The sequence below is a fragment of the Faecalibacterium sp. HTF-F genome (assembly GCF_023347535.1).
GTDB lineage: Bacteria > Bacillota > Clostridia > Oscillospirales > Ruminococcaceae > Faecalibacterium > Faecalibacterium wellingii.
This window is the reverse complement of sequence record NZ_CP094473.1, coordinates 2,754,142-2,776,287: the sequence shown is the minus strand read 5'-3', so window position 1 is coordinate 2,776,287 and position 22,146 is coordinate 2,754,142. Positions and strand designations below refer to the sequence as shown.

At 59.8% G+C, this 22,146-nt stretch carries 20 protein-coding genes and 2 tRNA genes; 17 read left to right on the top strand and 5 right to left on the bottom strand.

The window, feature by feature from the left end:
* The first annotated feature begins 368 nt into the window (after positions 1-368).
* The 16 genes from rpmH to MTP37_RS12990 all read left to right on the top strand — a co-directional run bounded on the left by rpmH (position 369) and on the right by MTP37_RS12990 (position 17,001).
* Positions 369-503 carry a 50S ribosomal protein L34 gene (gene rpmH, locus MTP37_RS13065; RefSeq protein ID WP_005924258.1) on the top strand — a complete coding sequence of 45 codons (135 nt, stop codon included), beginning with the start codon at positions 369-371 and terminating at the stop codon, positions 501-503.
* 232 nt (positions 504-735) lie between these two features.
* Complete coding sequence (rnpA, locus tag MTP37_RS13060; RefSeq protein WP_249237636.1) at positions 736-1,152, top strand: ribonuclease P protein component; 417 nt, start codon at positions 736-738, stop codon at positions 1,150-1,152.
* On the top strand, positions 1,149-1,463 hold the full coding sequence (gene yidD / locus MTP37_RS13055; RefSeq protein WP_249237635.1) for a membrane protein insertion efficiency factor YidD: 315 nt from the start codon (positions 1,149-1,151) through the stop codon (positions 1,461-1,463). The genes rnpA and yidD overlap by 4 nt, the downstream gene beginning before the upstream one ends.
* 547 nt (positions 1,464-2,010) lie before the next feature.
* Positions 2,011-3,072 carry a YidC/Oxa1 family membrane protein insertase gene (locus MTP37_RS13050; RefSeq protein ID WP_249237634.1) on the top strand — a complete coding sequence of 354 codons (1,062 nt, stop codon included), beginning with the start codon at positions 2,011-2,013 and terminating at the stop codon, positions 3,070-3,072.
* A 17-nt stretch (positions 3,073-3,089) separates the two neighbouring features.
* Complete coding sequence (jag, locus tag MTP37_RS13045) at positions 3,090-4,244, top strand: RNA-binding cell elongation regulator Jag/EloR (protein ID WP_249237633.1); 1,155 nt, start codon at positions 3,090-3,092, stop codon at positions 4,242-4,244.
* A 304-nt stretch (positions 4,245-4,548) separates the two neighbouring features.
* A complete protein-coding gene (locus MTP37_RS13040) occupies positions 4,549-6,360 on the top strand; it encodes a 5'-nucleotidase C-terminal domain-containing protein (protein WP_249237632.1) in 1,812 nt (603 codons plus the stop codon).
* Positions 6,361-6,580: 220 nt separating this feature from the next.
* Positions 6,581-7,951 (top strand): tRNA uridine-5-carboxymethylaminomethyl(34) synthesis GTPase MnmE, encoded by a 1,371-nt coding sequence (gene mnmE / locus MTP37_RS13035; RefSeq protein ID WP_249237631.1) that lies wholly within the window; start codon positions 6,581-6,583, stop codon positions 7,949-7,951.
* 235 nt (positions 7,952-8,186) lie between these two features.
* Positions 8,187-10,055, top strand: coding sequence for a tRNA uridine-5-carboxymethylaminomethyl(34) synthesis enzyme MnmG (mnmG, locus tag MTP37_RS13030; protein ID WP_249237630.1), 1,869 nt, complete (start codon positions 8,187-8,189; stop codon positions 10,053-10,055).
* Positions 10,056-10,239: 184 nt separating this feature from the next.
* Positions 10,240-10,797: a prolyl-tRNA synthetase associated domain-containing protein gene (locus MTP37_RS13025; RefSeq protein WP_396344511.1), complete on the top strand. Its 558-nt coding sequence runs from the start codon at positions 10,240-10,242 to the stop codon at positions 10,795-10,797.
* 17 nt (positions 10,798-10,814) lie between these two features.
* A complete protein-coding gene (rsmG, locus tag MTP37_RS13020) occupies positions 10,815-11,522 on the top strand; it encodes a 16S rRNA (guanine(527)-N(7))-methyltransferase RsmG (protein ID WP_249237629.1) in 708 nt (235 codons plus the stop codon).
* Positions 11,523-11,680: 158 nt separating this feature from the next.
* Positions 11,681-12,478, top strand: a complete 798-nt coding sequence (locus MTP37_RS13015) for a ParB/RepB/Spo0J family partition protein (protein ID WP_249237628.1) — start codon at positions 11,681-11,683, stop codon at positions 12,476-12,478.
* A gap of 623 nt (positions 12,479-13,101) precedes the next feature.
* Positions 13,102-13,935, top strand: coding sequence for a ParA family protein (locus MTP37_RS13010; protein ID WP_097774091.1), 834 nt, complete (start codon positions 13,102-13,104; stop codon positions 13,933-13,935).
* Between the two features lie 18 nt (positions 13,936-13,953).
* Positions 13,954-14,823: a ParB/RepB/Spo0J family partition protein gene (locus tag MTP37_RS13005; protein WP_249237627.1), complete on the top strand. Its 870-nt coding sequence runs from the start codon at positions 13,954-13,956 to the stop codon at positions 14,821-14,823.
* A gap of 86 nt (positions 14,824-14,909) precedes the next feature.
* A complete protein-coding gene (gene serS / locus MTP37_RS13000; protein ID WP_249237626.1) occupies positions 14,910-16,241 on the top strand; it encodes a serine--tRNA ligase in 1,332 nt (443 codons plus the stop codon).
* A gap of 519 nt (positions 16,242-16,760) precedes the next feature.
* Positions 16,761-16,837, top strand: a tRNA-Met gene (locus MTP37_RS12995).
* A 92-nt stretch (positions 16,838-16,929) separates the two neighbouring features.
* Positions 16,930-17,001, top strand: a tRNA-Glu gene (locus MTP37_RS12990).
* Between the two features lie 361 nt (positions 17,002-17,362).
* Here MTP37_RS12990 and MTP37_RS12985 read toward each other — a convergent pair.
* Genes MTP37_RS12985 through MTP37_RS12965 form a run of 5 tightly spaced genes read right to left on the bottom strand, consistent with a single transcriptional unit; the run spans position 17,363 to position 20,912 of the window.
* Positions 17,363-18,019, bottom strand: a complete 657-nt coding sequence (locus MTP37_RS12985; protein ID WP_249237625.1) for an HAD family hydrolase — start codon at positions 18,017-18,019, stop codon at positions 17,363-17,365.
* A gap of 21 nt (positions 18,020-18,040) precedes the next feature.
* Positions 18,041-19,393: a YdbT family protein gene (locus tag MTP37_RS12980; RefSeq protein ID WP_249237624.1), complete on the bottom strand. Its 1,353-nt coding sequence runs from the start codon at positions 19,391-19,393 to the stop codon at positions 18,041-18,043.
* On the bottom strand, positions 19,390-19,821 hold the full coding sequence (locus tag MTP37_RS12975; protein WP_249237623.1) for a hypothetical protein: 432 nt from the start codon (positions 19,819-19,821) through the stop codon (positions 19,390-19,392). Before MTP37_RS12975 ends, MTP37_RS12980 begins: the two co-directional genes overlap by 4 nt.
* Positions 19,818-20,483 (bottom strand): potassium channel family protein, encoded by a 666-nt coding sequence (locus tag MTP37_RS12970; protein ID WP_249237622.1) that lies wholly within the window; start codon positions 20,481-20,483, stop codon positions 19,818-19,820. Before MTP37_RS12970 ends, MTP37_RS12975 begins: the two co-directional genes overlap by 4 nt.
* A 15-nt stretch (positions 20,484-20,498) precedes the next feature.
* Entirely contained in the window at positions 20,499-20,912 is a 414-nt protein-coding gene (locus tag MTP37_RS12965) for a potassium channel family protein (protein ID WP_249237621.1), read from the bottom strand.
* Between the two features lie 227 nt (positions 20,913-21,139).
* On the opposite strand from MTP37_RS12965, the gene MTP37_RS12960 reads away from it, so the two are divergent.
* Positions 21,140-21,991 carry an undecaprenyl-diphosphate phosphatase gene (locus MTP37_RS12960; RefSeq protein WP_256469109.1) on the top strand — a complete coding sequence of 284 codons (852 nt, stop codon included), beginning with the start codon at positions 21,140-21,142 and terminating at the stop codon, positions 21,989-21,991.
* Positions 21,992-22,146 lie beyond the last annotated feature (155 nt).

Genomic DNA, 22,146 nt, shown 5'->3' with positions numbered 1-22,146 from the left:
AAAACATCCACTCCGTTAAAGTTTTCAACAATGCTGCTGATACCAGGTTAGTATACCACAAAAATGGCTGTGCGTCCATATTTCTATAATGTAATTTATAATACATAAGAAAAGCCCCTGCAGGGCCGTTGTGTCCGGGGCAAAACCGGGCCACAATATCTTGTGGCAATAGAGTTTTCCACGGCAAAATGGTGAAAAAGTTGAAAATCTTTTCACAGAAAAATCCGCAAAAAGTTTGCGGAAAAGCGAAAAAAATGCTTGACAGAACGCCATACTATGCGATATACTGTTGAATTGCAAGCCTGTCCCCAAATCTGGGACCGCATCAGACCCCATACCGGGGATAAGTTTTTACGGAGGATACAACCATGAAGAGAACTTTTCAGCCCAAGAAGCGTCAGCGCAAGGAAGTTCATGGCTTTCTGACCCGCATGAGCACCAAGAACGGCCGCAAGGTCATCAATGCTCGCCGTGCAAAGGGCCGCAAGAGCCTGACTGTCTGATCTCTGCCTTTATGACGGGATCCGGCGCAGAAATGAATATGCGCACAAAAGACCGCTGATACTGGATTGGCGGTCTTATTTTTTTTTTGAGAAACGGAAAACTGCCGGATTCTTGAAAGAATTTTTGTAAAAATGCCCGCATGGGCTTTCAAAGTAGAAAAATTTTTGATATACTGGCTGAAGAATGCACCTTCCGGGTGCGTTCCCAGTCACGGAAAGGAGGCGCGGAATCATGCGCTATCGTCCCATCCGCCGCAACAGCGAGTTTGGCAGAGTGTATGCCCGCGGCAAGTCCTACGTGAACCCGGCCCTTGTGATGTACGTGCTGAAGACCCGCGGCAAAAAGACCCGCGTGGGCCTGACCGCCACCAAAAAGATCGGCCACGCCGTGCAGCGCAACCGGGCCCGCCGCGTAATGAAGGCGGCCATCGACGAACATCTGGATTACAACATCGGCGGCTATGATCTGGTCTTCGTGGCCCGGGGCATGACCCCGCGGCTGAAGAGCTGGCAGCTGAGCAGCGTAGTGGCAAAGCTGTTCGCACAGGCCGGTTTGCCCGATAAGGCCAAGCGTCCGGATGCACCGCCGCCCGCCACAGTGCCCCCGGCACGCAGGGCAAAGGCGGAAAAGGCGGAGCCCACCGCATGACAGGGCTGCAAAACGCCTGCAGGAAGGCGCTGTGCGGGCTGATCCGGGTGTATCAGTACACCCTGAGCCCGTGGATCGGCCGTAGCTGCCGTTTTACGCCCAGCTGCAGCAACTACACCATGCAGGCCATCATGACCCATGGGTGCATCAAAGGCATCCTGCTGGGGACATGGCGCATCGCCCGGTGCAATCCCCTCGGCAAATGGGGCTACGACCCGGTGCCGGAGCCGGGCCGCTGGCAGAACCCTGCCCGCCGCCTGCAGCCCGCAAAGCTGTTTTCCACACGGCACAGGCAAAAGGTGGAAAAATAGAGACTTCCTGCGCAGAGCGTAGTCGCGTGTTTAAAGTTTCATGGTTTTTGCAAAATGCAGCACCGCCGGGTATGTTCTCTTTTGCGTGCCAAAAGAGAACCAGAAAAGCACCCGCTACTTTCGAGGCGCGGGAGGCACGAACTAGGGGCTGCTCGCCCCTAGTAACCCCAAAGCTGTTGGGCTCCATACAAAAAATCCAAGCCGCTGCGCTAGAGGATTTTTTGTGTTCCGCCGGTTTTAAGTCGCTGCGCGACGAAACGTAAGGGCAACAGCATGTTTTCATGCTGACGTGAATGCTCCCGCAGGGAGCCAGCGGCAGCAAATGCTGTTTTTCGTTACGACCTTTCCCGTGAAAATGCGTTTGGAGCGGCCCACAGGCCGCGACAAACGCAAATATAAAATAATTTTTCCGCTGAATATGCCCAGAGCAACGCGGAGGGCATTTTAGATCATAAAGCTTCTTGTGACGCGGTGCACTGTGGGCAGCGTGTCCTACGATAAAAAATAACAAGTCCCGTGCCACAGACGGGGCAGAATGGACAAAGGTATGAACTTCTTTTACATCCTGAGCGGTCCTCTCGGCTATGTCATGGAGTGGATCTACAAGCTGCTCCCGAGCTATGGCTGGGACATCATCATCTTCACGCTGCTCATCAACATCGTCAAGATCCCTCTGCAGCTGAGCCAGCAGAAGAGCATGGCTAAAATGTCGGCCTTCCAGCCCATGATGATGGAGATCCAGAACAAGTACAAGGACAAGCCTGAAAAGCAGCAGGAAGAAATGCTCAAGCTGCAGCAGAACTACGGCTATAACCCCACCGCAGGCTGTGTGCCCATGCTGCTGAACTTCCTGGTCATGTTTGGCGTTATCGGCGTCGTGTACAATCCGCTGGAGCGCATCTTCCACATCAGCGCTGCTGCCCTGACCGCTGCCGGTGAGGCCCTGACTGCCTCCGGTGTCGCCTTTACCGCCATCACCCGCGATACCACCATTATTTCTCAGCTGGTGGCAGGCAACAGCAGTCTGGCTGCCTGCTTTACCCCGGAGCAGATCGCGACTGTCACCGAGTTCAGCCGTCATATGACCTTCCTCGGCATCGACCTGACCCGCGTGCCCAAGCTGGGCCTGTCGCTGGACATCGTGCTGCCGCTGCTGTCGGTCATCACCATGCTCCTGTCCACCCACATCAGCATGAAGGCCAGCGGCCAGCAGATGCAGGGCAGCATGAAGGTGACCATGTATATGATGCCGCTGATGTACCTGTTCTTCTGCTTCACCTATCCTCTGGCATTCTCTCTGTACTACGTCATTTCCAACATCGTGATGACCGCGCAGACCCAGGTCATGCGCAAGGTGTACGACCCCGATAAGATGCGCAAGGAGATCGAAGCGCAGATCGCAGAAAAGAAAAAGCAGGAAAAGCGCGGTGTGAAGAACACCACCGTCAAGGTCACCGATCCCAAGACCGGCGAGACCACGGAAAAGAACCTTTCCGCCAGCGAGATGAACAAGCGCCGGCTGGAGTATGCCCGCAAGCTGGACGAGGAGCGCTACAAGGACGAGCGCACCGTGCCGCTGAGCGAGCTGAACAAGCAGGATAAAGAATAAGAAGGAGGAGAACGGTTATGATCCGTAAGCAGGAAGCGACCGGCAAAACGGTCGATGAAGCCCGCGCAAAAGCCTGTGCCCTGCTGGGCGTGCAGGCCGATGATCTGAATGTCAGCTGCGAAGTGCTGGAAATGCCCCAGAAGACTGGTTTTCTGGGCCTGAAGCTCACCCCCGCCAAGGTGTGCGTGAGCGTGGAGGAGCCGGACGCTCCGGCAGCACCCGCCGTTGAGGAAAAGAAGGCTCCTGTTCAGGAGAAGGCCGCGCCTGCTCCTGCAGTGGAAGCACCCGCTGCACCGGCAGAGCCGGAAGCCAAGGCCGAGGAGCCTGCTGCGCCCGCTGTGGAAGCTGCCGCAGTGCAGCAGCCTGCTGCCGAGGAAGAGGAGACCGAGGAGCCCATCAACATTGAGGAAAACGCCAAGGTCAAGGCCGCAGTGGACTACCTGCGTGAGGTCATTGCCCTGATGGGCGTGGAGAACGTCTCCTTCAGCGCCGTGCAGAAGGGCGAGGCCACCATCATCCGTCTGGACGGTGAAAAGCTGGGCGCCCTCATCGGCCGCCGCGGCGAGACCATGGAGAGCCTGTCCTATCTGGCAAGCCTTGTGGCAAACCGTCTGGAGGGCGATTACATCAAGCTGGGTCTGGACGTTGCCGGCTACCGCGACAAGCGCGAGAGCGACCTGACCGCACTGGCACAGCGCATTGGTGCCAAGGTGCGCAAGACCGGCCGCAGCTTTGCCATGGAGCCCATGAACCCCTACGAGCGCCGCATCATCCACTCTGCCATCAGCAAGATGGAGGGCGTGCGCAGCGAGAGCAAGGGCGAAGGCCGTGACCGCCGTGTGGTCATCTACTCCACCGCACCCGATGCACAGACCGAGAACACCTACGGCGAGCGCCGTCCCCGCGGCGGACGCGGCAATGGCCGTCGTCCCGGCGGTCCGCGCAGCGGCGGTTATCGCGGCGGAAACCGTTCCGATCACGGCGACCGCAATGGCAGCCGTGGCGGCTACCGCGGCAGCCGCAGTGGTGCACCCCGCGGCCCCCGTCCCTCCGGCGTGCCGGAGCGCACCTATGCACCCCGCGATGCCGAGAATGCCGCACCGGTAGCACCCAAGCGCACCGAGCGGGTGGATGATTTTGCCGATTTCAGCTTTGGCAAGATCGAGCTGTAATACGGAATTACTTTTGAAATCAGGGTCTCCGGAAAATCTGCGGATTTTCCGGAGACCTTTTTTCACGCAAAAAAGGATTTTACCCAAAACTGACGCCAAGGTGGTTTTGGGTCGGGCAGCCGTTGCGGTATACGGAGCCTGCCAAAAGTCATTCTTCTCAAAATTTGGAGAAACTGCCTGTTTTTTGCCGAAATCTTTCTCTCAAATGGCAATTGTAAAACAATTGGTCAAGGATTTATACTGTAGTCAAGAGCGCTCTGTTCGTGAAGAACAGACAGAATGATGAAAAGAGAGGTAATCAACTATGGCTCAGAACAAGATCTCCCGCCGCAGCTTCCTGCGTGGTGCAGGGGCATCCGCCACCATCGCAGCCGCCAGCTGCATGGCACCCTCTGCAGCCGCCTGTGACATCAAGTCCCTGTGGAGCATGGATCTGCAGATCCTTGCCACCAGCGACACCCACGGCAAGTTCGATCCCTGGGATTACGCCGCCAACAAGGCAGATGCTTCCGGCAGTGTGGCCCAGCAGGCGACCGCCATCAAGCAGTGCCGCACCCGGAACACGCTGGTGGTGGATGCAGGCGATACCATTCAGGCCAACTCCGCAGAGCTGTTCCTGAACGATGACCTGCATCCCATGATCGCTGCCATGAATGCCATCGGCTATGATATCTGGACCACCGGCAACCATGAGTACAACTACGGCATGGATGTGCTGAAAAAGGTCATGGGACAGCAGAAGGCCAAGGTGCTCACCGGCAACGTTTACGCACCGGACGGCACCCCGCTGGCCGACGGCTACACCATCATCAAAAAGGGCACCGTCAAGATCGGCGTCATTGGCATGGTCACCCCCAACATCATCCGCTGGGATGCCAAGAATCTGGAGGGCTGGAAGGTCACCAACCCTGTGGACGAGAGCCGCAGGATCATCGATAAGATCAAGGATCAGGTGGACGTTCTGATCGGCGTCATGCACATGGATACCGAGAACGAGTACGGTGTCTATGGCTCCGGCGTCACCGATCTGGCCAATGCCTGCCCTGAGTTCGACGTCATCGTGGGCGGCCACGGCCACAGGAGCATCCCCAACATGATGATCAACAACGTGCTGGTGGTGGAGAACAAGAACGCCGGTGCCACCCTGTCCGAGATCCACGTCTATCTGGAGCGCCAGCTGGACGGCAAGTGGAAGGTCGTGAACCGCACCTCGGAGAACCTGCAGATCAAGGAGTACGAGCCCGATCCGGAGCTGACCGCTCTGCTGGCTTCTTACGACACCCGCGCCAAGGAAGACGCTGTCACCCCCATCGGCGAGCTGAAGGGCGGCGATCTGGCCCCCGAAAACGAGATCGACTGCCTGCCGCAGGCCATGGTGCAGGACACCGCGCTGCTGGACTTCATCAACGAAGTGCAGATGTACTACACCGGTGCACAGGTCTCCGCAACGGCCCTGACCTCCATGACCTCCCAGATGCGCGCGGGCACCATCCGCAAGTGCGATATGGCCAGCATCTACACCTACCAGAACACCCTGTACAAGCTGCAGATGACCGGCGAGCAGCTGCGCCGCTTTATGGAGTGGTCCGCAGCCTTCTTCAAGACATGGAAGCCGGATGAAGTGACCATTGCCTTTGACCCCTCGGTGCGCTACTACCTGTACGATGCTTTTGAGGGCGTCAACTATGAGCTGGACATCTCCAAGGAGCCGGGCCACCGCATCAAGAACCTCAAGTGGCCGAACGGCAAGGCCGTGAAGGACACCGACATCTTTGTTGTGGCAGTGAACAACTACCGCGCCACCACCCAGCTGCTGACGGCTGCGGACATCTTCCTGCCCGGTGAGGATCTGCCCAAGCTGCTGGAGATCGATGTGCGCGGCGATGTGGGCGGCGTCCGCGAGCTGCTGGGCGAGTACATCCGCACCGTGAAGGGCGGCACCATCGAGCCGCACGTGAACAACAACTGGAAGATCGTGGGCAACAACTGGAAGGCCGCCGATCACCAGAAGGCTGTGCAGCTGCTGCGCGAGGGCAAGCTGGCCCTGAATGAGAATGCCGATGCACGCACGCTGCCCGGCAAGGCCATCACCACGGCAGAGATCGCCAAGTTCTAAAAATCAGTTTCCTGTAAAAAGGGGCTTTCCGTGTTGGGACGGAAAGCCCCTTTTTTGCGTGAGAAACGGGCGGATTTTCAACCGTTTCCCGGGAATTGGTTGAAAAAACAGTACCATTCCGCCGCATTTCGTGGTACAATGAAACTGTATTGGTCTCGCTGCTGTGGGCAGATGGGAGCAAGCGGCCAGAGCGGGCGCGGAAAGGAAGCCAGAAAAAACCATGCAGGAAGCGACCATTGCAGCAATTGCAACAGCACCGGGCGCAGGCGGCATTGCCGTGGTGCGGCTCTCCGGTGCGGAGAGCTATCAGGTGGCGGCCCGGGTGTTCTGCCCGGCCAACGCCGCAAAAAAAGTGGAACAGGCCAAAGGCTATACGGCCATGTACGGGACCTTCCGGGAAGGAAATGAGACCTTTGACGAGGGGGTGGCCCTGTTTTTCCGTGCGCCCCACAGCTATACCGGCGAGGATGTGGTGGAGCTTTCCTGCCATGGCGGGAATGCGGTGGCCCGCCGTCTGGTGGAAGCCTGCCTTGCTGCCGGTGCGCAGCCTGCCGCTCCCGGCGAGTACACCCGCCGCGCCTTCCTGAACGGCAAGCTGGGCCTGACTCAGGCCGAAGCCGTCATGGACCTGATCTCGGCAGACGGGCGGCAGGGGGCCGCACTGGCCAATGCGGCGCTGGGCGGTGCGCTGGCCAAAAAAATCGATGCTCAAAAGCAGGAGCTCACCGCCATTCAGGCACACCTTGCCGCATGGGTGGATTTTCCCGAGGAGGATGTGCCGGAGCTGGACGATGACCACCTGCACCGGGTACTGAGCGGGGTAAAGGCAGAGCTGGACGGTCTGATCCGGAACTATCAGGCAGACACCATCCTGCGCGAGGGCGTGGACTGCGCCATCGTGGGCCGGCCCAACGCAGGCAAGTCTACGCTGCTCAATCTGCTGGCCGGGTTCGACCGGGCCATTGTGACGCCGGTGGCTGGCACCACCCGCGACGTGGTGGAGCAGGCGGTGCAGCTGGGGGATGTCCGGCTGAACCTGTTCGATACCGCCGGCCTGCGGGAGACGGAGGACGCCATTGAAGCGGAGGGCATCCGCCGCAGCTGGAAGAAGCTGGAGGAAGCGGGCCTGATCCTTGCCGTGTTCGATGGCTCCGAGCCGCCCACAAGGGAAGATCTGGCGCTTGCACAGCGTTGTGAGGGCCGTCCGGCCATTGCACTTATCAACAAAGAGGATAAACCAACGCAATTTGACGCAGAGTTGATCGCACCCTTCTTTGCCATGGTGCTGCCGGTGTGCTGTCAGGAGGAGGGGAGCCGCAGGGTGATCTCCGCTGCGGTGGCCCGGCTGCTGGGCACCAGCCAGATCGACGCCCATGCCGCCAGCCTGTCCGGCCAGCGTCAGCTTTCCGCCGCACTGCGTGCGCGGGATGCCGTGGCCGGTGCACTGGATGCTGCCGCAGGCGGCTTTGGACTGGACGCGGTGTCTGTCTGTGTGGACGATGCACTGGCCGCCCTGTGCGACCTGACCGGCGAGAACGCCTCGGAAGCCGTGATCGAACAGGTGTTTGAACGTTTCTGCGTGGGAAAGTGATCCATTCAGCCTTGCATCCACTCGACAGCTCCTCCCGGGGGAGCGAACCCTCTCAGTCTGCTCCCGATGGTCGCAGCCAGCTCCCCCGAAGGGGGAGCTTTTGGGCATCTTCCGGTCAGCACGAATAAAGCTCCCCCTTCGGGGGAGCTGGCACGGCGGAAGCCGTGACTGAGAGGGTTAAGCCCAAGGTAAAATTTGCATTTCAAATCATTTGTTAGAGGAAACCCGAAAGTATATGAACCACTTAGGAGATTATGACGTTATCGTCATCGGTGCCGGCCATGCCGGCATCGAAGCCGCCCACGCCGCCGCGACACTGGGCGCAAAAACGGCCGTGTTTACCATGAGTCTGGATGCCATTGGCAACATGCCCTGTAACCCCAGCATTGGCGGTACTGCAAAAGGCACGCTGGTACGTGAATTGGATGCACTGGGCGGCGTGATGGGCCTTGCTGCGGATGCCACCTATCTGCAGAGCCGGATGCTCAACCGGGGCAAGGGCCCGGCTGTCCACGCCCTGCGTGTGCAGACCGACCGCAAGCGCTACCACGAATATATGAAGCACGCCCTTGAGCTGACGCCCGGCCTTGCCATCCATCAGGCAGAGGTCGTGGGCATTGAGACCGAGAACGGCCGTGTGAAGGGCGTCGTGACCCAGCTGAACGGCGAATACAGCGCCAAGTGCGTGGTCATTGCCACCGGCACGAATCTGGGCGGCAAAATTTTTGTGGGTGATGCATGGTACGCTTCCGGCCCGGACGGGATGCACGCCGCCAACGCCCTGACCGACAGCCTGAAGGCCGCCGGTCTGCCGCTGCGCCGGTTCAAGACCGGCACCCCTGCCCGGGTGCACCGCCGCAGCATTGATTTCAGCCAGCTGGAATGCCAGCCCGGCGACCCGGACAGCGAGCTGCAGCCCTTCAGCTTCCTGACCGACGCCCCCATGCACAACAAGGTGGAGTGCTGGATCGCCTATACCAACCCCGAGACCCACAGGATCATTCTGGACAACATCCAGCGCAGCCCGCTCTACGGCGGCATGATCGAGGGCGTTGGCCCGCGCTACTGCCCCTCCATCGAGGACAAGGTGGTGCGCTTTGCGGGCAAGGATCGCCACCCCATTTTTGTGGAGCCCTGCGGGGAGAACACCGAGGAGATGTATCTGCAGGGAGCCTCCAGCAGCCTGCCGGAGGATGTGCAGAACGCCTTCTACCGCAGTATCAAAGGGTTTGAGAACATCGAGATCATGCGCCCGGCCTACGCCATCGAGTACGACTGCGTGGACCCCACCAGTCTGGAAGCCACGCTGGAAAGCAAGGTGGTGCGGGGCCTGTACGGTGCGGGTCAGTTCAACGGCACCTCCGGCTACGAGGAAGCCGCCGCCCAGGGCCTGCTGGCTGGACTGAACGCCGCCCGCAATGCGCTGGGCAAAGAGCAGCTCATCCTGCCGCGCCACACCAGCTATCTGGGCACGCTGGTGGACGATCTGGTCACCAAAGGAGTCATGGACCCCTACCGCATGATGACCAGCCGCAGCGAGTACCGCCTGACCCTGCGTCAGGACAACGCCGACCAGCGGCTGACCCCCATCGGCAGGGAATACGGCCTTGTGCAGGATGACCGCTGGGCCAAGTACCAGCACACCCAGAGCATTCTGGAAGCGGAGCGCCGCCGCCTGCACGAGACGCATCTGCGCACCGCCGACCTGCGCACCGCCATGGAAGCGGCCGGTCTTGCCCCTGCTGCCGAGGGCGGCATTGCGGAAGAGCTGCTGCGCCGCCCGGAGATCAGCTATCCGCTGCTGGCCGGTGTCATCGGCTGGGGCGAACAGATCACCCCCATGCTGGCCGAGCGGCTGGAGACCGAGATCAAGTATGCGGGCTACATTGCCCGGCAGGACCGGATGATCCGGGACGTGGCCCGGCATGAAAAGACCCTGATCCCGGACGACTTTGAATATGCGGATCTGGCTGGCCTGACGCTGGAAGCCCGCGAAAAGCTGGCCCGCATCCGGCCGAAGAACCTCGGTCAGGCGGGCCGCATCCCGGGCGTATCGCCCTCCGATGTGGCGCAGCTGAGCATTGCGCTGGCAGCGAGGAAATGACTTTGCTGAATCCTCTCAGTCAAAGCCTGCCGGCTTTGCCAGCTCCCCCAAGGGGGGGAGCTTTATGAGCGTTCCCCCAGATGCAAAAAGCTCCCCCTTCGGGGGAGCTGGACGCGAAGCGGCCTGAGAGGGTTTCTCTATAAATGCAATTTAAAATCGTACCCATAGAAAGAAGCTGCAACCAATGGAAGAACTGAAGCTTTACGAGGGCCGTCCCGCCGACTGCACCGGGCGGCTGGAAAAAGAGATCCGCACCTATGACCTGCTGGACAAGCTGGGCATCCAATTCTGGCGCACCGACCACGGCTGGATGAAGGCCGACACCATGGAGGACTGCCATGTGATCGATGCCTGTCTGAATGCCACCGTCTGCAAGAACCTGTTCCTGTGCAACCGGCAGAAGACGAACTTTTATCTGCTCATGATGCCCGGGAACAAGCCCTTCAAGACCAAAGAGCTCTCCCATCAGCTGGGCATTGCCCGCCTGAGCTTTGCTTCGCCCGAGGATATGGAGCAGTATCTGGACTGCACGCCCGGCTCCTCCTCCATCATGGGGCTTGCCAACGACACCGAAAACAAGGTGCAGCTGCTGATGGACGAGGATGTGAAGAAGGGGGAGTACCTTGGCTGCCACCCCTGCATCAACACCTCTTCGCTCAAGCTGCGCACGGCAGATGTGCTGGAAATTTTCCTGCCTGCCGTCCACCACGAGCCCATTTTCGTCCAGCTGACCGGTGAATGAAAGAAAGGACAACACCCATGATCGACAAACAGCGTCTGGAAGCAAAATGTTCCACATGGAACATCACCCTCACCGGCACCCAGCTGGACCAGCTGGATGCCTTTGCCGAAATTCTGGTGGATTACAACCAGAAGGTCAACCTGACCGCCATCACCGACCCCGAGGGGATTGAGGATAAGCACTTCCTCGACAGCCTGCTTTTTGCCAGCCAGCCGGAAGTGGCAGGCCGCATGGTGGATGTGGGCGCAGGCGCAGGCTTCCCGGGCATCGTGACCAAAATTTTCAAGCCGGAGCTGCAGCTGACCCTGATGGAGCCCACTGGCAAGCGGGTGGAGTTTTTGAAGTACGCCTGCGCCCAGCTGGGCCTTGTCGGCGTGGAGTTTGCCAAGGAGCGCGCCGAGGAAGCCGCCCGCAAGGCGTGGCGTGAGCAGTTCGATCTGGCATCTGCCCGGGCTGTGGCTGCGCTGCCCATGCTGGCCGAATACTGCCTGCCGCTGGTAAAGGTAGGGGGGAACTTCCTTGCCATGAAGGGCTCCTCCGGTGAGGAAGAACTGACCGCAGCGCGCGGTGCCATCAAAAAGCTGGGCGGTGAGTACAGGGAGACCCGCACCCTGCACCTGCCGGGCGGCGATACCCGCACCCTGATCCTGTGCAAAAAGATTTCGCAGACTCCGACAGCTTACCCCAGAAACGGCGGTAAAATCGCGAAAAGTCCGCTGAAATAACGCAGCAATGAACGTATTCTGAAAGACCCTGCCGAACGATTTGTCTGGCAGGGTCTTTCTTTGTGTGGTACACTGTGGCTGAAGCCTGAGATTTTCCACGCTTTCCCGGGAAAATGTGGAAAACAGACCCGGCAAAACTGCAAAGGGGGAGTACATTCATGTTTGAACGCAAAAAGCAGGCGGGCAAAATTTATTTCCTGCCCATCGACCAGATCAGACCGTCGCCATTTCAGGCACGGCGGGAATTCAGCGAGCAGGAGCTTGCGGCACTGGCGCAGAGCATCCGGGAGAACGGCCTGCTGCAGCCGGTCACGGTGCGGAAGCTGTCGGATGGCGGCTATGAGCTGGTGGCAGGGGAGCGGCGGCTCCGTGCCTGCAGGCTGGCAAAGATGACCACCATCCCGGCCATCCTCTGCAATTACGGCGACGAGCAGACCGCGGCGCTGGGCCTGCTGGAAAACATCCAGCGGGCCGACCTGAACCCCTTTGAACAGGCACAGGGCATGAAGGATGTGATGGTGCTGTGGGACTGCACCCAGGCCGAGGCCGCCAAACGTCTGGGCATGGCGCAGCCCACCCTTGCCAACAAGCTGCGGCTCTTGCAGCTGAACGCCGATCAGCGGCAGTTCGTGCTGGACAACAACCTCACCGAGCGCCATGCCCGGGCGGTGCTGCGTCTGCCGGAGAACCGCCGCAGCGAAGCCTTGATCAACATTGCCAAGCGCCGCATGAACGCCCGGCAGACCGACCTCTACATTGAACAGCTGCTCAACACCCCTGCAAAAGGCAGGCACCGTGTTTCCATGGTCAAGGATGTGCGCATTTTTGTGAACACCATCGACCATGCCATCCGCTTGATGACCGACAACGGCGTGCCCGCTACCGCTCATCGGGAAGAGAAGGACGGGTATATCGAGTATACGGTGCGCATTCCCACTGCGGCCGCCGAACGGTAAAATTGTTCCATGTGGAACAGGGGCGGAGGGACTGGAAAAACGGCAGTGGTTTGACCCTCTCAGTCAAACCCTGCGGGTTTGCCAGCTCCCCCGGAGAGGGAGCCGACCCTCTCAGTCTGCTCCCGCTGGTCGCAGCCAGCTCCCCCGAAGGGGGAGCTTTATTCGCGCTGACCGGAAGATGTCCAAAAGCTCCCCCTTTCGGGGGAGCTGGCACGGCGTAAGCCGTGACTGAGAGGGTAACCGTCCTTTCCGGTACGGCTAACTTTGCAGTTTACCCGGTAGCTTTGCCGCCATGTCAAGGGCCCCATCCCAGAGAGGGCTGGCATCGAGCAAAGCGAGATGACTGGGGGAGTTTCTCACGGCGTAAGCCGTGACTGAGAGGGCTAGCCAGCTTCCCGCCGCGCATTCCAAATCGTTGATTCGGCTCCCAAAACCATGCGTTTTTTGATTTTCCCACCTCTAAAAGTTAAAAATCCAGCGGAAAAACGCTTCAGATGGTTCAAAAACCGATTTGGATGTGCTATACTAGGTGTTAAGGTGCCTGTATGGACGGGAAACCGGCAGGCATGACTGCGAATGTTCCACATGGAACAATTAAATTTTCCCGGAAGGAAGAATTGTGCGTGGCAAAAATTGTAGCAATTGCGAACCAGAAGGGCGGCGTTGGCAAAACCACCACCGCCGTCAACCTGTCGTCCTGCGTTGCGGCGCTGGGCAAGCGGGTGCTCATCGTAGACCTTGATCCGCAGGGCAATACCACCACCGGCTACGGCATCCCGAAGCGCAGCGTGGAAAAGGGGACCTACGAGATCCTGATCGGTGAGGCACGGGCCTCCGAGGCCATCCGTAAGACCGAGTACCGCACCGATGTCATCGGCTCCAACACCCGTCTGGCCGGTGCCAGTCTGGAAATGATCGACCTGCCCGCTCGCGAGAGCCGCCTGCGCAAGGCGCTGGCCGAGGTGCAGAAGGACTATGACTTCATCTTTATCGATTGTCCGCCCAGTCTGGACCTGCTCACCCTGAACGGCCTGAGTGCCTGCGACAGCGTTCTCATTCCGGTGCAGTGTGAGTATTACGCGCTGGAGGGCCTTTCGGAGCTGATCAGCACCTTAAAGACCATCCGCAAAAAGTACAATCCGTATCTGGATATCGAGGGCGTGGTGTTCACCATGTTCTCGCTGCGGTATAACCTGACCGTGCAGGTGGTGGAGCAGGTGCAGAAGTATTTCGGCTCCAAGGTGTACAAGACCACCATCCCGCGCTCCATCCGCATTTCGGAGGCGCCCAGCTACGGCCAGCCCATCAATTTCTATGAGCCCAAGGGCAAGGGCAGCGAAGCGTACATGGATCTGGCAATCGAATTTGTCAAGAACAACCGCCCGCACGAGCCCAAAAAGGCCCGCAGCAAAAGTGCACCCGTCGCAGAGCAGACGAAAAATGCTCTGGAAGATTAAACCTCAGGGGGAACATGAATGGCAAGAGGAAAAGGAGGGCTTGGCCGCGGGCTGGACAGTCTGTTTGAAGATGCCGCCCCGGTTTTTGAGTCCGGCGCAAAGGTAGATACCTTGCCCCTGCGTGAGATCGAACCGGACCCGGAACAGCCGCGCAAGACCTTTGACGAGGAAACGCTGGGCGAGCTGGCCGCAAGCATTGCAGAGCACGGCCTGCTGCAGCCCATCGCGGTGCGTCCACGTCCGCGGGGCGGCTACAGCATCGTGGCGGGTGAGCGCCGCTGGCGTGCCTGCCGTATGGCAGGGCTGAACGATGTGCCGGTGGTCATCAAGGAGGTCAGCGACGAGCAGGCCATGGAGCTGGCTCTGGTGGAAAACCTGCAGCGCGAGGATCTGGACCCGGTGGAAGAAGCGGCCGGCATCCGGGAGCTGATGACCCGCTGCGGCCTGACGCAGGAGCAGGCGGCACAGAAGCTGGGCAAGAGCCGCAGCGCACTGGCCAACAGCCTGCGCCTGCTGAACCTGCCGGAAAACGTGCTGGAACTGCTGAAAAGCGGCTTCATCAATATCGGCCATGCAAAGGTGATCCTGAGCCTGCCCACGCCGGAGCTGCAGGAGCAGGCGGCGCAGATCATCGCGGACAACCAGCTGAACGTGCGTCAGGCCGAGGCACTGTGCAAAAAGCTGGCAAAGCCCGCAAAGGAGCCCAGAGAGCCCCAGCCGCGCGGCACTCTGCCGGTGGAGGTGGAAGAAAGCCTCAAGCAGGTGCTGGGCAGCGAGGTGAACGTGGCCTACCACGACGGCAAGGGCAAGCTGACCGTGCATTTCTATTCAGACGAGCAGCTGCGGGCCTTTGCCAACCTGCTGGGACAGTACCAGAACGAAGAATAAAGCGATCCAAGGCGGGCGACCGTCTTTGAACGGCGCAGGGGAGGGGATCCTCTGCGCGAACCGAAATAGAGCAAGGAGAGTCAATCATGCTTGATATCAAATTTGTCCGTGAAAATCCGGACGCTGTCAAGGAAAACATCAAGAAGAAGTTTCAGGATGCAAAGCTCCCGCTGGTGGACGAGGTCATCGAGAAGGATGCCAAGTACCGCGCATGCCTGAAGGAAGTGGAAGCCCTCAAGGCTGCCCGCAACAAGCTGAGCAAGGCCAACGGCCCCCTGTTCGGCCAGCTGAAGAAGTGCACGGATGAGGCACAGAAGGCTGAGCTGCAGGCTCAGATCGATGCCAACAATGCCGCCGTCAAGGCCGACGCCGACAAGATGGCTGAGCTGGAAAAGGAAGAAGAGACCCTGTCCGCACGCATTCAGGAGATCATGTACACCATCCCGCAGATGATCGATCCCAGCGTGCCCATCGGCCCGGATGATACCTACAACGTGGAAGCACAGCGCTTTGGTGAGCCTGTGGTCCCCGATTTCCCCATCCCGTACCACACCGAGATCATGGAGAGCTTCGACGGCATCGATATGGACGCCGCAGGCCGCGTGGCCGGCAACGGTTTCTACTATCTGCTGGGCAACATCGCCCGCCTGCACGAGGCTGTGCTGGCCTATGCCCGCGACTTTATGATCGATAAGGGCTTCACCTACGTGATCCCTCCCTTCATGATGCACGGCAACGTGGTGCAGGGCGTCATGTCCTTCCCGGAAATGGATGCCATGATGTATAAGATCGAGGGTGAGGACCTGTACCTGATCGGCACCAGCGAGCACACCATGATCGGCCGCTTCATCGACCAGACTCTGGACGAGGCCACTCTGCCCCTGACCCTGACCTCCTACAGCCCCTGCTTCCGCAAGGAAAAGGGCGCTCACGGCATCGAGGAGCGCGGCATTTACCGCATCCACCAGTTCGAGAAGCAGGAAATGATCGTGGTCTGCCGCCCCGACGAGAGCGCTGACTGGTACGAGAAGCTGTGGAAGAACTCTGTGGAACTGTTCCGCAGCATGGAGATCCCGGTGCGTCAGCTGAACTGCTGCTCCGGCGACCTGGCCGACCTGAAGGTGAAGAGCTGCGATATCGAGGCTTGGAGCCCCCGCCAGCAGAAGTACTTCGAGGTCTGCTCCTGCTCCAATTTGGGCGATGCACAGGCACGCCGCCTGCACATCCGCGTGAAGGGCAAGGACGGCAAGACCTATCTGGCCCACACCCTGAACAACACCTGCGTGGCACCTCCGCGTATGCTGATCGCCTTCCTGGAGAACCACCTGCAGGCCGACGGCACCGTGACCATTCCCGAAGTGCTGCAGCCGTATATGGGCGGCCTGAAGGTCATGGTCCCCACCCACAAGAAGAACTAAAACTGCACCGGGTTTTCCACATCCGGACAGAAAAGGGTTGAAAAAAGCACCGCTTTCCTCACGGAAAGCGGTGCTTTTTTGCGTGGGAAGGGTGCTTGCCCTCTCAGCCTTGCTTTGCTCGGCAGCTCTCCCAAAGGGAGAGGTGTCACCGCAGGTGACGGAGAGGGCGAGGATGCTGACCGCAGCGCCGCGCTTTCGCAGAAAGCGGCGCTGCAAATGCCGTTTTCCTTTACGGCCCCTCCCGTGAAAAAGTAGTTCCGAAACGCCCGCAGGTGTTTCGGAACTACAAATAAAAATAATCTTTCCGCTGATTATGGCCAGAGCACAGCGGAGGCCATTTCAAATCGTTTTTTGCCGCAAACCTCTGCAAAAATGAAGGAAAATGCAATATTTCAACGAAGCTGCGTGAATAAAATCGAGATATTGAAAAAACGCAAAATTTTTTGAAAATATGTGTTGACAAAAGGCCTATCTATGGATATAATAATAGAGCACTGTTCAAGTGCACAAACAATATGTGGCGGTATAGCTCAGTTGGCTAGAGCATTCGGTTCATACCCGAAGTGTCACCGGTTCAAATCCAGTTACCGCTACCACTTTTACAGAGTTTCGCTAAGGTTAGGGGGACGGTCGTCCGCAGTAGTGGGCGATGGATGTCGGAGGTTTTAGCGAAGCTCTGTATTTCTAAGGCCCGTTGGTCAAGCGGTTAAGACACGGCCCTTTCACGGCTGTAACATGGGTTCGATTCCCGTACGGGTCATAAAAACGCCTTTGCGCATTGCGCAAGGGCGTTTTTAATTTGACCCATACGGGAATCGAACAGGGCGGCGGTGCGCAGCACCGCAACCAAAGCCCCGGTGGGGCTTTGGTTAGCCCGCGGGTCCCAACGGCTAGGAATGTCTAATGTGGTTGCTGTTTCATGCAACCCATACGGGAATTGCAGCTGAGCTGACCGCCGCCAGCGGCGGAAACAGGCCGACAGCAGCAGATGCCGCTTCCCGCCACGACCCCTTCCCGTGAAAAAGCAAATCCGGAATGACCGCAGTCATTCCGGATTTGCAATATCAAAAATGATTTTTCCGCTGATATTGTCAGAGCGAAGCGGAGACAATTTTAAATCGTCAACTCTTCTGGATATAGGTAAAAATATCCTCCGGCACTGCCGCCAGTGCATCCGCACCGGCAGCGGTCAGCTCTGCACGGCCCCGGAAGCCCCACAGCGCGCCCATGGCGGGCAGTCCGGCATTGTGCCCGGTGAGGATGTCCACATCGCTGTCGCCCACGAACAGGGTGGCAGAGCGGTCCGCACCGATCTCGTCCATCAGCGCATAGAGCCCGGCGGGGTCCGGCTTGGTGGGCACGCCGGGCCTGCTGCCGCGCACAGCATCAAAGCGGCCGGTGCCGAAATAGTGGGCGATGATCTTGCCGCACAGAGGGTCGGCCTTGTTGGAGAACACTGCGCACTGGATGCCTTTTGCCCGCAGCGCGTCCAGCAGCTCCGGGATGCCGGGATAGGGGGCCGTCTTGTCCTCCTTGTGGGCGTCGTACCGGGCGGTGAACTCAGCCAGCGTGGCCGCCAGCTGCTCCGGCGTGCGGGCATTCTCCGGCGAGAAGCGCTCCACCAGCTTCGGGATGCCGTTGCCCACCATGTGCTTGAACTGTTCCACCGTAAAGGTGGGCCAGCCGTGCTGTTCACATACCCAGTTTCCCGCATCGGAAAGGTCGTCGATGGTGTTCAGAAGGGTGCCGTCCAGATCGAATAATACAGTTTTTATCACAGAAAAAGACTCCTTACAGTTTCAGAAAAGCAAAAAAGGCAATTCACTGCACTTCACGCTGCGCACCTTGCACTTCACCCCGCCCGGAAAGGTGAGGGTAAGATCGGTGCGCCCCACCGCCGCTGCCCAGGGGGAGCGCAGGGCCGTCAGGGCCGGTGCAGGGCACAGCACACAGATCTCGTGCAGGTGAAAGCCGCGCTGCCGGCGCAGGGTCAGATGCCCGTCCTGCAGCCAGATGCCCTCCCTGCGGTAGCCGACAGCCGCACCTGCAAGCAGGGCCGCAAACACGGCGGTGACCACCAGCAGCGGCACCGTGAGGGCGGGCAGGGTGTAGCGGGATACCGCCGTCAGCAGCAGACACAGCCCGCAGGGGATGCCGGCAGGCAGAAAATACGCCGGGATGCTGCGGCCTGCTGTGTCCACCGGCGCTTTGGGCGGCAGGGCAAAGCCGGGCAGCAGCTCCTGCAGAAAGGGACTGTCCTCCCGCCAGACCAGAAGCGGGATCTCGGGTCGGCAGCTGCCTGCCGTGACGAACACCGGACAGCAGCCCAGCGCCCGGGTGGCAGGCGAGCGGCGCAGGTCTGCATAGCTCAGGTGCTCCAGCGCAAGGCGCATTTCGTACCGGTGCACAAAGCCGCCCCGGCTGCCAAGATGGCTCTCGGTGCGCCACACGGTGTAGTGGGCTGCATGGGCCGCGCTGCGCGCAAGGCTTGCGCAGAACAGCACGCCGCCCAGCACCAGCAGCCATGCCGTGCCCATGGGCAGCCAGCGTGCCGCCCACGCTGCCAGCTGGTTCAGGTGGGCAAAGGCGGCCGTCTGTGCGTCCGGCACATAGGGCCTGCTCTGCCTGACGGCCAGCGCCAGAAGGGCAAGGGTGGAAAGGCCGTTGGCACCCAGCACCGCAAAGGCCAGCTTTTCGCCGCCGCGCGGGGTGTGGGCCACGGCGTCCCGGCGCGGCATCATGCAGTCGGCCAGAAGCTGTGCGTCCTGTGCGTTCAAAAGCAGGGTCAGGGTGCGCTTTTGCCCGGCAGGGTACAGCACCACCCGGCTTGCACCGGCCAGCCGGTAAAGCAGGGGCCGTTCCAGCGTGACCGCTGCCAGCTGCCCGGCCTTCAGGCAGCGGTCCAGCCGCACACCCAGCCGCCAGCACACCCGCAGGGTCCCGTGTTCATCCACCTGCCAGCGGCTTGTATGGAGCACGGCAGCACTCACGGCAGCAATCACCGCCAGCAGTGCCGCGCCCTGCACCAGAGCCGTGCGCAGCGCCGCCCAGTTGCGGGCAAACAGCACCTGCAAAAGCGGCAGCAGATAGAGCAGGATGGTCTTGCGCAGAAAATGCAGCACCGCAAACGGGTGAAAGCTGCGTTCGGTCATGGCGTGTCCTCCATCAGCACAGCGGCAAGGGCCTGCGCCTGCAGGGCGTCCACGCCCGGCAGGAACAGCTGTACGCCCGGGCCCCGCACCACCAGCACGCTGCACCCCGCCAGCCACAGAAGCGGCGTGCGCAGGGCCCACACGCCGGTCACGGCCCGGCGGGGCAGCTGCCGCGTGACGGCAAAGGCGATGCCTGCCTGCACAGCCAGATCCTGTGCCGTGAGCAGTGCTGCAAAGCTGCAGGCCCGTGCCCACACAGCGAAGACCAGGCCCGCCCACAGGGCGCAGAAAATACATCCGGCAAAGCGGCTCTGCCAGAACACGAAGGGCGCGCAGAACACACCGGGCACACTGGCCCAGCTGCACACAACGGCCCGGCCCCTGGGCGGGATGATCAGCGCGGTGCGCAGCAGATCCCCCTCGGTCATTTGCCGGAAAGGCCCCATGCGTCCATCAGCAGGTGCAGGGTGTCATCCTGGGTCAGGCAGAGGATGCGGTCCCATGGCAGCAGGGTGGTGTTGCCGTGGGGGATGATAAACTCCGCATCGCGGGTGATGCACACCAGAATGACGTCGCCCGGCATGGGGATGTCCTTGACCGCCTGCCCTGCAAACTGGAAGTTCTCCGGCAGCAGGATCTCGTTCAGGCTGGCCGTGCCGCCGCCCAGCGACAGCAGCTGACGGATGGTGTCGGTCTCGATCTCGCGCTCGAGGATGTGGCTCAGGTTGTCGGTGCCGCACACCACGGTATCCACGCCCAGCGTGTGCAGCAGCTCCCGGTTCTTGGGGTTGGAGGCCCGGGCCACGGTGCGGTTCACGCCAAACTCCCGCTTTGCGATCTGGCAGGCAACAAGGTTGTTCTCGTCCGCACCGGTCACGGCCACAAAGGCGTCGCAGCTGGCTACGTCGGCCGTGCGCATGGTGTCAAAGCTGATGGCATCGCCGCAGATCACCGGGATATCCAGCGAATCCGCCAGCGTGCGGCAGAGCATCTCCTGCGGCTCGATGATGGTCACTTTGTGGTGGTGGGCCAGCAGGCTCTGGGCCAGATACATGCCCACTTTGCCGCCGCCTGCAATACAAACTTTCATATGCTTCCCTCGCTTTTACTTTGCCAGTGCGCGGAACACCGATTGCTCGGTGAGCACGGTGGGGCAGATGGTGTCGATCTCGTAGGCCTTGTGGTACAACACCTGCAGATGCGGGTCGGACACGCGGCAGATGACCTTTTCCCGGCGGAAGATGCTTTTTGCGATCTGTGCCGCCATCAGGTTCACCGAGTCGTCCTCGCTCACAGCGGCCACGGCATCGCAGTTGTCGATGCCGCCCTGCCGCAGGGTATCCGGGTCGGTGGGGTCGCCCACCAGTGCCGTGCCACGGAAGCGGTAGTCGTCGAAAGCATCCAGCCGTTTGAGCTGCTCGGGGTCTTTTTCGATCAGGGAGATATCGTGTCCGATGTGCTCCAGATCACGGACCAGAGAAGCGCCCACCTGATCGCAGCCGATCACCAGAATGTTCATGCAGTTCACCTCATTGTAAAATAACCTGATAAAAATACGAGCAGTGCTTGCTTTCTGCTCGGTTCTGCGGATAAAACCGGAGACAAAGGGTCTTTGCATCAGTATATCACATTTTGGGGCGCAGTTACAGCCCGCAGAGCGGCAGAGGGCCTTCCGGTAAAATTTTCGCATTCGGCGTGCGCAGAAAGGCATAGTATGGTATACTGGTACAAAATAAGCGCTGTGCTTTGGCACAAGGAGGGGTCTTTACGTTTTTCGAGATCATCAAAGCGATCCTGATGGGCATTGTGGAGGGCATTACCGAATGGCTCCCCATCTCGTCCACCGGTCATATGATCCTGCTGGAGCAGGTCATCAAATTCAATGCAAGTGAAGAGTTCATGTCCATGTTCCGGGTGGTCATCCAGCTGGGTGCCATCATGGCGGTGGTGGTGCTGTTCTGGGGCAAGCTGTGGCCCTTTGGCATGAAGCGGGGCCGCGTCATTTCCAAGCCCAGCGTCTGGAGCCTGTGGTTCAAGGTGGTGGCCGCCACCCTGCCGGTGCTTGTCATCAGCCCGCTGGACAACTGGATGGAAGATCACTTTTACAATTACATCACCGTTGCGGCCATGCTGATCCTGTACGGCATCCTGTTCTTCGTGGTGGAAAACCGCCGCATCACGCCCCATGTGACAAAGCTGGAGCAGATCACCTACCGCGATGCCCTCATCATCGGCCTGTGGCAGTGTCTGGCCATCATCCCGGGCACCTCCCGCTCCGGTGCCACCATCGTGGGCGGCCTGCTGCTGGGCCTGTCCCGCGCCTGCGTGGCAGAGTTCACCTTCTATCTGGCCATCCCGGTCATGGCGGGCGCATCCCTGCTCAAGGTGGTCAAGTTCGCCGTCAGCGGCTCCGTGATGACCGGCACCGAGGTGGCCGTGCTGGCAGTGGGCTGTGTGGTGGCCTTTGGCGTCAGCCTTGCCGCCATCCGCTTCCTGATGGACTATGTGAAGCGCCACGATTTCAAGTTCTTTGGCGTCTACCGCATTGTGCTGGGCATTATCGTGCTGGCAGTGGCGGCTGTGACGGCAATCTTCTGATTTGGAATGCTTCCCGCACAGAGCGTAGTCGCGTGTTTAAGGTTTCATGCCTTTTGCAAGATGCCGCTGCCCGCCACGGCTCTTTCCCGTGAAAAAAGAAAGCCGGAAATCCGCAGATTTCCGGCTTTCTTTCCTTATGAAATAATAGTTCCGCT

Bases quoted from the DNA above. Each gene is read 5' to 3' on its own strand.
- rpmH (WP_005924258.1), top strand. From the start codon at position 369: ATGAAGAGAACTTTTCAGCCCAAGAAGCGTCAGCGCAAGGAAGTTCAT.
- rnpA (WP_249237636.1), top strand. From the start codon at position 736: ATGCGCTATCGTCCCATCCGCCGCAACAGCGAGTTTGGCAGAGTGTAT.
- yidD (WP_249237635.1), top strand. From the start codon at position 1,149: ATGACAGGGCTGCAAAACGCCTGCAGGAAGGCGCTGTGCGGGCTGATC.
- MTP37_RS13050 (WP_249237634.1), top strand. From the start codon at position 2,011: ATGAACTTCTTTTACATCCTGAGCGGTCCTCTCGGCTATGTCATGGAG.
- jag (WP_249237633.1), top strand. From the start codon at position 3,090: ATGATCCGTAAGCAGGAAGCGACCGGCAAAACGGTCGATGAAGCCCGC.
- MTP37_RS13040 (WP_249237632.1), top strand. From the start codon at position 4,549: ATGGCTCAGAACAAGATCTCCCGCCGCAGCTTCCTGCGTGGTGCAGGG.
- mnmE (WP_249237631.1), top strand. From the start codon at position 6,581: ATGCAGGAAGCGACCATTGCAGCAATTGCAACAGCACCGGGCGCAGGC.
- mnmG (WP_249237630.1), top strand. From the start codon at position 8,187: ATGAACCACTTAGGAGATTATGACGTTATCGTCATCGGTGCCGGCCAT.
- MTP37_RS13025 (WP_396344511.1), top strand. From the start codon at position 10,240: ATGGAAGAACTGAAGCTTTACGAGGGCCGTCCCGCCGACTGCACCGGG.
- rsmG (WP_249237629.1), top strand. From the start codon at position 10,815: ATGATCGACAAACAGCGTCTGGAAGCAAAATGTTCCACATGGAACATC.
- MTP37_RS13015 (WP_249237628.1), top strand. From the start codon at position 11,681: ATGTTTGAACGCAAAAAGCAGGCGGGCAAAATTTATTTCCTGCCCATC.
- MTP37_RS13005 (WP_249237627.1), top strand. From the start codon at position 13,954: ATGGCAAGAGGAAAAGGAGGGCTTGGCCGCGGGCTGGACAGTCTGTTT.
- serS (WP_249237626.1), top strand. From the start codon at position 14,910: ATGCTTGATATCAAATTTGTCCGTGAAAATCCGGACGCTGTCAAGGAA.
- MTP37_RS12980 (WP_249237624.1), bottom strand. From the start codon at position 19,393: ATGACCGAACGCAGCTTTCACCCGTTTGCGGTGCTGCATTTTCTGCGC.
- MTP37_RS12975 (WP_249237623.1), bottom strand. From the start codon at position 19,821: ATGACCGAGGGGGATCTGCTGCGCACCGCGCTGATCATCCCGCCCAGG.
- MTP37_RS12970 (WP_249237622.1), bottom strand. From the start codon at position 20,483: ATGAAAGTTTGTATTGCAGGCGGCGGCAAAGTGGGCATGTATCTGGCC.
- MTP37_RS12965 (WP_249237621.1), bottom strand. From the start codon at position 20,912: ATGAACATTCTGGTGATCGGCTGCGATCAGGTGGGCGCTTCTCTGGTC.